Origin of the sequence: Brevibacillus sp. MER 51 (genome assembly GCF_023714195.1) — a bacterium.
In the GTDB taxonomy this organism is placed as follows: Bacteria; Bacillota; Bacilli; order Brevibacillales; family Brevibacillaceae; genus Brevibacillus.
In genome coordinates, this window is sequence record NZ_JAMAUS010000008.1 from 22,737 (window position 1) to 34,689 (window position 11,953).

An 11,953-nucleotide genomic window follows, 5' to 3' on the forward strand; every position below is an offset into this window, starting at 1 on the left:
ACACGGCGATGGCGCAGCAAACGCTAGAGGATTGCTTGCAGCGAGTAGAGCTTGTCAGGCAGGAAATTGGAAAGGTATTGGTAGGACAAAAAGAGGTGGTCGAGCAGCTTCTGTGGGCCGTGTTTGCAGGAGGACATGCGCTTTTGGAAGGCGTACCCGGATTGGGCAAAACGCTCCTTGTTCGGACACTGTCCCAAGCCTTCGAGCTGTCGTTTCAGCGGATTCAGTTCACACCGGACCTGATGCCGACTGACATTACTGGAACGAACATCCTGTTGGTCGACGAGAAGGGGCAGCAGTCCTTCCAATTCCAACATGGGCCGATCTTCGCTCATGTCGTGCTGGCTGACGAAATCAACCGGGCGACGCCAAAGACGCAAAGTGCCCTGTTGGAGGCCATGCAGGAGCGAACCGTTTCAGCCGGCGGAGTGACTCGTCCGCTACCAGAGCCGTTCTTCGTTCTCGCGACACAGAACCCGCTGGAGCAGGAAGGGACATACCCGTTGCCAGAAGCACAAATGGACCGCTTTTTATTGAAGATAGACGTGCCGTACCCGACAGAAGAAGAACTGAAAATGATCGTACGGCAAACGACTACGAGCCAAGTGATCACCGTGGAAAAAGTGGCTTCAGCTGAACAAATTGCTGACATACAACAGGCCGCACGAGAAGTGCTGGTTGCCGATGCGGTACTTGATTACGCCGTGAAGCTGCTTTTAGCGACGCATCCGGGTCAGCAGGCGATTGCTTCGGTGAACAAATATGTGCGCAACGGTGCGGGTCCACGTGGTGTGCAGGCGATTGTCTCCTTGGCAAAGGTACGTGCGTTATTGGCCGGGCGATACAATCTGGCGTACGAGGACGTGACAGCAGTTGCTCTGCCAGCGTTGCGCCACCGCATTTTCCTCAATTTTGAAGGAGAGGCAAACGGCATCCGACCGGACCGCGTCATCATGGATATTTTGGATGAACTGGGGACGCAGAAGGCATGAATCAACACCTGCTTGATCCATCATGGCTCGCCAGACTGGAGCGAATGCAGATGGCTAGTCGCAAAGCGGTCAGCGGCAGCCAGGCAGGAAAGCGAAGGGCGAGACAGCTGGGCAGTTCCATGGAGTTCGCAGATTTTCGGGCGTATGTCCCCGGTGATGATTTGCGGCAGCTCGATTGGAATGCGTATGCCCGTTCAGGCAAGCTGTTTTTGAAAAAGTACTTGGATGAAACAGAGCTGCATGTGAACTTGTACATCGATTGCAGTCGTTCGATGAGCTACGGGCACCCGAATAAAATGGCCCGTGCTATCGAGATTGCCGCGGCTCTTGGCTATTTGTCCCTGTGCCATCTCGATCATGTGTCGGTCTATGCTTTTGACAGCAGCATTACGGCAGCACTTACCGGTCTGCAAGGAAAGAGCCAGGCGCATCGCCTGCTCAGCTTCCTGTCTTCCCTGCAAGAAGGGGGAGCAGGTGATATACAAACGGCAATGCGCCAGCCCGGTGCTGTAAGCGGCAAAGCTGGTACATCCATCGTGCTGTCGGACTTTTTGTTCGAGTCAGGCTATACGGAAGGCATCGCGTATTTGCAGGCGGCCAGACAAGAGGTCACGCTTGTCCAGGTGCTCTCCAAAGAAGAGCTTGCGCCCGAGTATGCAGGAGAGCTGCGGTTGATCGATTCAGAGACGGGGCAGGCAAAAGAAGTATCCCTGACCAGCCTTTTGATGGAAGAGTACCACAAGAGCTTGCGAGATTATCAACAACAACTGTCCGCGTTTGCTTATGGAAGAGGGATCGCCTTCGTGTCTGTAGAGGCGGAACAATCGCTGGAATCGATTGTCTTCCATGTCTTTCGTCAGGCCGGCTTGATTCGCTAGAGAGGAGAGAGACAACATGCAGTGGATGGGTTTGGGCAACTTGTGGTTTGCGCTGATGATCCCGGCCATCATCGTCCTCTACCTGCTCAAGCGAAAAGTAGAGGATCGTGTCATACCAAGTACACTCCTGTGGCAGCGCACGTTGCAAAACTGGGAAGCGGTGAAACCGTGGGAAAGGCTGCGGCGCAACCTGCTTTTGCTGCTGCAACTGCTCGCTGCGTGCTTGCTCGTGCTGGCTTTGGTACGACCGGCTGTGCCCACTGAGGGAATCACATCCGACCATACCATTTTGGTCGTGGATACATCAGGGAGCATGATGGCCAAGGAAGGAAACGAGACGCGGCTGGAACGAGCTGTTTCACAGGCAAAAGCACTCGTAGAGAAGCTGGGAAGCGGACGGACGATGACCCTCATTGAGGCGGGGCGTGAGCCGAATGTTTTGGTTTCCAAAAGTGCAGAAAAAGAGCCGCTCTTGCAAGCCATCGAAAAGCTTGCGCCTTTTTCCGGGACATCCGATCAAATCGCAGCCTTGTCTTTGGCAGGAGCCATTGCAGAGAATGAACCAGGCAGTGGAGTGGTTTGGATGGGGGACGGAAGCGGGGAACGCAAGCTGGATGGAGGCGCAGTCCCTGCTTTTTCCGGGAGCTTTCAGTTCATGCAGATGGGGAGCACCCGCGAGAATACCGCAATCGGTGTTTTTGTGACCCAGCCTACGGAAAAAGGGGTAGAGGGACTGCTGCGGGTGGACAATCATGGCAGTATGACGGCGAAAGGAAAAGTAACGGTTTTTGATGAGCAAGACAAGCTGCTGGATACCGATTCTTTTGCGGTGGGGGCAGGTAGCTCCCAGACATTTTCGTTTCAGAGGCTGGCGGTGTCTCGCGTCTATCGTGCAGTCATCGAACCGGAGCAGGATGGACTTTCCCAGGATAATGTCAAGTGGAGTGTTCCATTCGCTACAGGGAAAGGAAAAGCAGCGTTGTATTCGCCAGAGGGCAATCGCTTCCTCCATCAAGTATTGCAGACAGTCGGAAGTCTTGAGGTGGAAACGATTCAGCAGGCACCGGATGCAGCGGCGGCTGCGCGTGACCTGTGGGTTTTTGACGGAGTCGTACCAGACGAGCTGCCAAAAGGAAACATTTTATTGATTGCCCCGAACAAGAAAACAAAGTGGTTGCCGCTCGCTGGAGAAAAAGAACTGGATCAACAGCCAAGGCCAGTTTCCCCCGATGACCCGCTGCTCAAGCACGTAGATTGGCGAGATGTGCACGTCGCCAAAGGATACGCATTGGACGAGATGCCTGGTATGAAGCCATTGGTACGCGCGGGCGATGTCGATCTGGTCAGAGCGGGGATCATAGACGGTCGGCGAGTGGTCATCATCGGATTTGATTTGCATGCATCGGACTTCCCGTTGCGTCCTGCTTTTCCGATCTTCATGCAAAATGTCGTCAACTGGCTGTCTCCTGGTCAGACAACCCCAATCCCAATGGCCCATCCGGGAGAGGTCTTGACCATCCCACTCTCACCGGGAGCGACAACACGTACCTTGACGTATCCGAATGGACACCAGCAGCCTCTTACAGAGGACGCCACGTCCAAAACGATGCAGCTACCGGAGCTGACCGGATTGTATCGTCTTGACGAAGGGGTAGATACAGGCACCAAAAGTACGTATTTTCCTGTCCAAATGAATGAGGGAGAATCGAACATTACGCCAAAGTCTTTGAGCGTTGCCCGGAAGAATGCCGAAGAGCAAAAGGAGAGTGAGGAAGCGACAGCGACTGGCACAACAGGAGGACTGGGAACGAAGGAGTTGACCTATTGGTTGGCGGCGTTTGCTCTCTTGGTGTTATTGGTGGAATGGAGGGTGTATCAGCGTGGGTATTAACTTTATACAGCCGCTATTCCTGTTGCTATTGCTTCCTGTTGCCTACGTGGTCATCAGCTGGTGGCGACATCAAAAGCAAATGCCAATCGGCAGAAAGGCGACAATTGCTACTATTCGCTCGCTCTTGTTCCTCCTTCTGGTTTTGGCGTTGGCAGGGACACAGCTGCTGACACCTGTTCAGGCGAAAACGATTGTGTTTGTTGTAGACCGATCTGCTTCCATGAAGGACGATCCGCGAGTTCTCTCCTTTTTGCGGGAGGCGATTGGTCAAAAGCAGGCAGCGGATAAGTATGCTGTCATTGCAGTAGGGGCGGAGGCGGCGGTCGATCAACCGTTGACGATACGCCAAGAAGTACAGCCCTTGGGCGTGGATGTCAACAGGAATGCAACCAATTTGGCAGAAGGAATCCGATTGGCGTCTGCCATGATCCCTACCAATGCCAGAGGAAAAGTCGTCTTGCTGACAGATGGTCTGGAAACAAACGGAGATGCGGCACGGCAGACGAGACTGGCGAGGGAGCGAGGAATCGCAGTGGAGGCTGTTTCCTTGCAGCAGCCAAACGGGGATGAGGTCGTTCTTACATCTGTACAGGTGCCGCAAAGGCTGTACGCGGGAGAGGAATACGGCATCACCGTTGATGTGGAGAGTACGATAGCGACCGAGGCAACCCTTCGCCTGTATGAAGGCAATCGCGAGGCGGGCCAGCAAACGGTACAAATCGGCAAGGGCAACAACCGCTTCGTTTTTTCGCAAAAAGCGATGCAGCAGGGGTTCCATCGTTATCGCGTGGAAATTGAACCGCGACAAGATACCGTAGCAGCGAATAATCAAGCTACAGCCTATACGCAGGTAGCCGGGGCACCAGTCGTACTCGTAGCCGAAGGGCATCCGGGTGCCGCTACCAACCTCATTCAAGCGCTGGAAGCGGGCAATACCAAGGTAGAGCTACGCGATCTCGCATTGCTGCCAAAGGAGCTTGAGGGTTACAAGCAGTTTGCCTCCATTGTACTGGCAGATGTGCCCGCTACCAGCATGACTGATGCGGATATGGAACGCATGCGGACTGCTGTACGTGATTTGGGCATTGGTTTGATCATGACAGGCGGCAAAGATAGCTTCGGTATGGGTGGCTGGTTCCAGACACCAATCGAAGAGGCCTTACCTGTTCACATGGATTTAAAAGGGAAGGAACAGCTCCCTTCGCTCGGACTTCAGCTGGTCATCGACAAGTCGGGCAGTATGAGCTCCGATGCCAGAGGTGCGGATAAGATGGCACTGGCTAGGGAAGCCGCCATACGAGCGACAACCATGATGAATGCCCAAGACACCATCGGGGTGATCGCATTTGACGACACGCCATGGGATGTCGTGGCTCCACAATCTGTCACGAAGCTGGATGAAATCCAACAGCAGATCAGCAGAATTCAAGCGGATGGCGGGACCGATATTTTCCCTGCCTTACAGCTGGGCTACGAACGTGTAAAAGCAATGAACACGCAGCGTAAGCACGTGATCTTGCTCACAGATGGGCAGTCTGGGCTCAACGATGATTACCAGGGACTGCTACAGCAAATGACAGCTGAAAATATTACCGTTTCAACAGTGGCGCTGGGTGATGATTCGGATAGGTCGTTGCTTGAGATGATTGCCGAGTTAGGAAAAGGCAGATATTACTTTGCCAACGATGCCGAATCCATCCCGAAAATATTCAGTAAAGAAACAGCGCTAGCCAGTCGCACGTTTATTGTGGAGAAGCCCCAAGTACCGGGCTATACAGGGGTGGGAGCTTGGCCTGCGCTGAAGCAAGCTTTGCCTCCAGTGCGTGCGTATATTGCAACAACACCGAAGCAAACAGCCGAATCATCCTTGATGAGTGCTGACGATGATCCGGTTCTCACCCGTTGGCAGTACGGTCTGGGGCGTTCTGTCGCCTGGACGAGTGATCTGGAAGGGAAGTGGTCACCGGACTGGGTGGCTTGGGGAGGAAACAGCCGTCTGTGGAACGAAATCGTGGCATGGACTTTCCCACAAATTACAGAAGGTGCTTGGAAGACGACCACGAGCGTGAACGGCGCAAAAGGCAATGTGAGGGTTACGATGCCAGCTGGTGGAAGCCTGCCTCAAGAGATGGAGGCAGTCGTTCTCAATCAAGAGATGAAGCGAGAGATCATCAAGCTTAAGCCGGTTGCGCCAGTCGTCATGGAGGGTGAATTCGAGACGGCTGATCCGGGGACATACATGATTCAGATCTCACAAAAAAATCAAGGCCGAGTCACGGCGAGCCAAACGACAGGCTTGACCGTTTCCTATTCACCCGAATACGGAATACATGCCGATGGTGAGAAGCGACTCCAAGAGTGGCTAAGTGCAGGTGGAGGGAATCAGATCACCAAAACGGAAGAAGTTTTTGGTGGCACGCTTCCCGCTAAATGGGACACACAGTCAATCAGTGAGTGGTTACTCATGTTGGCGGCGTTGCTACTTCCGATCGATATCGCCATTCGTCGTCTGCAGTTGCCGGATCAATGGTGGGCAAGGCTGTCTAGTCTATGGAGATTGCGCAAGTCCACTTCTGCCGATTCTGAACAACAGGCAGTATTGTCTCGCCTCGGCGAGAAGCGCTCTGTGACAAGACGGACACGCGAAGAGCGGACAGATGACCAGAAAGTCGTATCTGCTCCTATCATTCATCCGGTAGGGACGGCCGGAAATCGGGTGAAGCCAGCAGCAGTCAAGCACGAGCAGGCCAAAGAGAAACAGGAGAAGCAAACACAGCCTGACGAAACGCTAAACAGACTATTAGCGGCCAAGAACCGAAAAAAGTCTCAGTAATAGATAAAAAGAAACCAGCAGCCTGGCGAATATCGCTACGGACTGCTGGTTTCTTTTTAGAGCTGCTCTTCATATACGAGCGGGATTGCGATACCAAAAGCAGATTCATCTTTAGGAAGGCTCCCTTCCATCGATACGCCAGGATTATTCGCGCGGAAAGCAACTTCATAGGTTTCACCTGGCGCTATCTGGAGAGTGTCCGTCCACCATGGACTTCCTGTAACTTTTTTGCCGTCCCGGCTCAAGATGAGCATGTGATGACCGTGCAGATACAGTGATTGATCCTGAAAGCTGCGGTTGACGAAGGTTAGCTTTATGAGATCACCCTCTTCAAGCATCATCCGTGTATCAGGAAGCAAGTCGCCATTTACAGTCGACAATCGCTCGAATTTACCGTTATAAAACCCGTACTGATCATCAATGATCAGTTGATATTCCCGATCAAAATGGGAAGAGAGATCAAAAGGAAGGGCAGTCGGACTGCCGTAACGTGCAGGGTCAAAGACGGAAAGCTCTGCGTGTAACAAGGGTACAGCATCTTTGGACCCGTCTGGACTTAAGAGCAGCCCTTTGTCATGCTGGTTTACAGCTGGAGCAAATAGCACGGGACGATTCGGCATCGTAAACTGAATGTCGTATCGACCGCCTGACCCAGGCTGCAATGCTTGATTGGCAATCAGATTCGGTTCGTTGACCTCGGTTCCGTCAATCGCTACTACCTGAAAAGGAGTTCCTTGCAGCAAGTAGGTGACAGGAGCATTTTCGGCGTTTATAAAGCGAAGGCGAACCGTTGTGCCAGGAGTAACTAATTCGATTTTTCGCGTATCTGAGCCGTTTAACGTCGTGCCTGCCTTTTCGTCCTTGTGATGAATTAGGGCGATGTCGCGGACGGGTACGCCTGTAGTTGCGGCATCGGCTGTTTCGATCACAAGGGCACCGAATAACCCATTCACTACTTGCCCGGGAATTTGCTGATGAGAATGATACCAATACGTTCCTGTTTGTTCTGCGCGAAAACGAAAAACAGATTTTTCTCCTTTTGCAATGCGATTATCGCTAGCGGGAGTCTGCATGCCATGCCAGTGGATGTTTACCCCTTCGGAGATATCCTTGTTCAGCAGGGTGATTTCGACGAGTTCACCTTGCTTCATACGCAGCTCAGGTCCAGGATATTTTCCATTCAGGGTCCATGCTTCTACGGTTTGGCCTGATGCTTGTCGGATGGTTGTTTTCTGTGCAGTCAGCGAAAACGTTCGATCAGGGTTTTCTTGTTTTGATTTCGTTGATACATCGCCACTTTTCGATTTCCCTGTAGCAGGCATCGAATGTGCACTTGCCTTTACAGGGAAAACGAAATCGGGGAGAGTGTGATCGTCCTGATTCTCGCCTTCCAAAGATGAATGATTGGGAAGGCGGCTCGCTATCATCGCTTGATTTCCCCAGACCGTCGCAAGTAAAGCAGTCATTAGAAGAAACGTGGCAAAACGGATAAAGCGGAACAGACGGCGCGGTTTTACCCAGTTTTCCGCAGTGGAGTGGTATTGATGCTGCCACGATTGCTGAATCCAAAGAAGGGAGACACCGGCTAATAATACACCCAAAGCGAGAAACAAAATGGACGGCTCCAACGTAACAGCAGGAAAAAAGACTTGTAGGAAGAGTGCAATCAGACAGCCCAAGACGCTAGCTTGCAACGGAACGAGCAATTCGGGGCAAGATGCGTCTCCTCGCCACTCTGCATCCAACGTGTCGTCTAGGTCAGGGGAGTTTGTTTTTACAGGCCTAACCTTTTTCTCTTGTAACAAAATTCGGGTATCATCCGTATCTACTTCTGATTGCCTCGACTCTCTGCTCCCTTTCCCGGCCAACTCCCACAGTCGTGGAAAAGTAGAGAGCAGGCTGCATAACAATGGAACAAAAATAAAAGGTAAAAAGCCAAGCAGCGTATCCTTTATGTAAAGCCAGCCAAAGGCTTCAAACAAAACCCACGTCATCACCAAATGACCTGCAAATACAAAAAGGGCCGACCATGAAAAACATAAGGTGATGCGAGCACTGTTTATGAAAGCCCGTTTCGTCGGACGGAAAACGAGTTGGTTTGCCATGATTGTCGGGACCAGCATGACGATGAGAAGGACCAGAAACAATCCTTGATGAATCCCGGCAAGCACTTCAAAATCAGCCATGATCAGTTCCTCCTGTTTACCTGTTCGATACTAATGATATAGAGAAACGGCTGAGGACCAAACGTACCGGGGCAGTATTTTCACTCCGTCTTAAGTCGGAGAAGTACACTTGATCTACATACAGGATATCCATTACCATTTTGGTATTCTTTTTTGTTTTGTCAGAATATTGGGAAGGGGACTTTATCTCATGTCCTTTGATTTTGTACAAACGTAACAACGTGCTCGAGCTCCTCCTGCCTCGTCTGGTTTGGACGCGAACAGACTGGTATAAACGAGAGGAGAAGCAGACATGGAAAATAAGGATTGGATCAAAAGCTTTCAAGAGGAAGTGGAGGCACCATTCGCTGGGTGGGATTTTGCTAGATTGACTGCGACAGGCAGGATGCGGGATGCACCACTTGGCTGGAACTATGTAAACATCGTGAAAAAAAACATGCAAGGGATTCGCTCTATGCTGGAAATGGGGACAGGTGGTGGAGAACTGTTTTCCAAGCTTGCGCCATTCCCTCAGGAGACGTTTGCGACAGAAGGCTATGAGCCGAATGTAGCGGTGGCAAAAGCCAAACTAGAGCCCTTGGGTGTTCGTGTGTTTCCGGTAGACGGAGAAGAAATATTGCCTTTTGAGGATCAGTCACTTGACTTGATTATCAATCGGCATGAAGCTTATTTGCCGTCTGAAATGAAGCGCCTGTTGAAGCCAGGGGGCACATTTGTTACCCAGCAAGTAGGAGGTCAAGACAATCTCGAGCTGAATCGATTGCTGGGCGCTCCAATTCCGCCAGATTACTTGCACTGGAATCTTGCCTATGCAGTCAACGAACTGGAGGAATCTGGTCTTACGATTGTGGAGCAAAAAGAGGAAATGAGCTTTTCCCGTTTCTACGACATTGGTGCCATTGTTTACTACTTGAAGGCTATCGAATGGCAGATTCGCGACTTTACTGTAGAAAAGTACGCTCAAGCCTTGCTCGATCTGCACCAGAAAATCGAAGCGGTCGGGTACATCGATATTCCTACCCATCGATTTCTCGTGATTGCCCAACAAAAGTCCTAATTAAATCACTACCGATTGTCGATAAGACTGGTAGGGAGTGTTTAGGAAAAGCACCCTTTTTGGGTGCTTTTTTTATACACATATCGTAACCGGCGAAGGAGAAGTGAGGCAGGATGAGTAAGAGCTTGGCAACACGGGTCGTTGCTCTTGTAGCGGTGATCATTGCCGTCATGATGGCAATTAATATTATCATGATTTACGAAAACAGCGTAACCACTGTTGAAAAGACACTCTCGCGCTCAAGCATCAACACAGCATTGCATATCTCCCAAGGGCTTGATTCAGAGAAGATAGCGAAATTTATATCTCAGCCACAAGAATCTGACGACTACTGGTCAATCCGAAATTTGTTGCTTGAGTACACCGAAAAAACAGGTGCCCTTTATGTTTATATTCTTCATACAGACGGTGAAAAAGTAAAGATCATGGTGGATGGAACGGCGAAAGGAGCTGAGGGAGCAGCTACAATCGGTCAAGAGACGACCTCTACAGGCATGGCTGATATTGCTCCTGCTCTGGCAGGCGGTTCGAACAGCACGCCAATCGTCAAAGACCCTGTGTACGGGGACTACCTAAGTGCATTCGTACCGATTGAAGATCCATCTGGTCAAGTAATTGCTGTGCTAGGTGTAGATACTGCGGCAGACAAAGTAGAGCTGATTAATGATCAGGTTTTGGATGAAACCATGCCACGCATCATTATCGCTATGATTATCGTAACGATCATTTCTTTGGTTGCTGTATTCTTCCTGATCAAAAAGATGCTTCGTCCACTGCAAGTTGTACAAGAGGCGTCTATGCGGATTGCTTCCGGTGATCTCACGTCTACAGAGATTTCTGTTTCCAACAAAAAAGACGAGATTGGCCGAATTGTCGTTGCTTTTGGTGAGATGACGGCACAACTGCGTCAAATCATTGGTGGAGTAAAAGAGACAACGGAGCATATCGACAGCATGGCGAATTCCATTCGGGAAGGTGCCAACTCTGTCCGCGAGCAAAACAAAAACATCGTGGTCACCAGCCAAGAGATTGCCCAAGGGAATGAGCAGACAGCAACCGCGATGGAGATGACAGTGCAAACGGTTCAAGAATTCTTGAGCGAGCTGTCTGAATTGAATACGGCGATTGACGAGATGGATGCAGTATCCAATCGTGTGTCTGATATCGGAGAGAGCAGCTATAAAGTATTGCAAGAGTTTTTGGCAGATGGAACCGAAACGAACAAACAATTTCATGAAGTGCAAAATACGATGGCGATTCTCGAAGAAAAATCGAGCCGAATTAACGACGTGATTGAAACGATTCAGCAAATCGCCGGACAAACCAATCTGTTGGCGTTGAATGCAGCCATCGAGAGCGCGCGTGCTGGCGAAGCGGGCAGAGGCTTCGCTGTGGTAGCGGGGGAAGTTCGCAAGCTGGCTGAACAGACAGGTGCGGCAACTCATGTCATTCAGGAGAGCATCAAAGACATTCAAGATCAGGTAAGACAAGCGACGGAAAAGACAAATGCGACGCTGGATCGCTACAATGCGGGTACAGAGCGTTTGGATTCCGTCACACAAGGCATTACGGCGCTGTCTGACATGACGCATACCTTGAAGACGTCGCTTGCGAATGTGATGGCAAGTGTAGAGACGATGAAGCAAGGTCAGAACAAGGTGAATGAATCCGTGTTGACGGTTACTGCCATCTCGGAACAAACAGCAGCAGCCACCGAAGAAGTATCTGCTACGATGCATGAGGTCAGTGGAAACGTTGATCAGTTCGTGTCTGAAACGGAGCAGGTGACAAACAGCATTCAGGAGTTGCGCAGCAAGGTGGATACGTTCCGATTGTAGATGAATTACTTTATCAAAAAATAAAAAACAGCTCTTCTACTGGCAGGATGATGCCGGGAAGAGCTGTTTTTTTGTGGCTGTAGTGGGGGAAGAAGCGCATTTCCAGTCTACGCTTCGGCCTCCGCCCCACAAGGGGTGAAGACTGTCCGCTCCGGGCTTAATGGCGGGAGCCGCTTCAAAAGTAGAAGTTTCGATGAGGAATTCGCAGAGTTGAAGCTAAAAGCACTCCCTCCATTCAGCCCTTCGCTTTGTCGGGCTCCAGAGGCGCTTGGACTGGA

The 11,953-nt window shown here is 51.0% G+C and carries 7 protein-coding genes; 6 read left to right on the forward strand and 1 reads right to left on the reverse strand.

Features of this window, described 5'->3' with window-relative positions; genetic code table 11:
- Window positions 1-8 precede the first annotated feature (8 nt).
- The 4 genes from M3630_RS17655 to M3630_RS17670 are packed head-to-tail and all read left to right on the forward strand — an operon-like array spanning window position 9 to window position 6,594.
- Window positions 9-992: an AAA family ATPase gene (locus M3630_RS17655; protein WP_173609869.1), complete on the forward strand. Its 984-nt coding sequence runs from the start codon at window positions 9-11 to the stop codon at window positions 990-992.
- Window positions 989-1,870 (forward strand): DUF58 domain-containing protein, encoded by an 882-nt coding sequence (locus M3630_RS17660; RefSeq protein ID WP_173609870.1) that lies wholly within the window; start codon window positions 989-991, stop codon window positions 1,868-1,870. The genes M3630_RS17655 and M3630_RS17660 overlap by 4 nt, the downstream gene beginning before the upstream one ends.
- A 16-nt stretch (window positions 1,871-1,886) precedes the next feature.
- Window positions 1,887-3,761 carry a vWA domain-containing protein gene (locus M3630_RS17665; RefSeq protein ID WP_251252927.1) on the forward strand — a complete coding sequence of 625 codons (1,875 nt, stop codon included), beginning with the start codon at window positions 1,887-1,889 and terminating at the stop codon, window positions 3,759-3,761.
- Window positions 3,751-6,594, forward strand: a complete 2,844-nt coding sequence (locus M3630_RS17670) for a VWA domain-containing protein (protein WP_251252928.1) — start codon at window positions 3,751-3,753, stop codon at window positions 6,592-6,594. The genes M3630_RS17665 and M3630_RS17670 overlap by 11 nt, the downstream gene beginning before the upstream one ends.
- Window positions 6,595-6,650: 56 nt before the next feature.
- On the opposite strand, the gene M3630_RS17675 is transcribed toward M3630_RS17670, so the two are convergent.
- A complete protein-coding gene (locus M3630_RS17675; RefSeq protein ID WP_251252929.1) occupies window positions 6,651-8,780 on the reverse strand; it encodes a multicopper oxidase family protein in 2,130 nt (709 codons plus the stop codon).
- A 292-nt stretch (window positions 8,781-9,072) separates the two neighbouring features.
- Between M3630_RS17675 and M3630_RS17680 the strand changes: the two genes are divergently transcribed.
- On the forward strand, window positions 9,073-9,837 hold the full coding sequence (locus M3630_RS17680) for a class I SAM-dependent methyltransferase (protein WP_251252930.1): 765 nt from the start codon (window positions 9,073-9,075) through the stop codon (window positions 9,835-9,837).
- A gap of 113 nt (window positions 9,838-9,950) precedes the next feature.
- Complete coding sequence (locus tag M3630_RS17685) at window positions 9,951-11,675, forward strand: methyl-accepting chemotaxis protein (protein ID WP_251252931.1); 1,725 nt, start codon at window positions 9,951-9,953, stop codon at window positions 11,673-11,675.
- Window positions 11,676-11,953 lie beyond the last annotated feature (278 nt).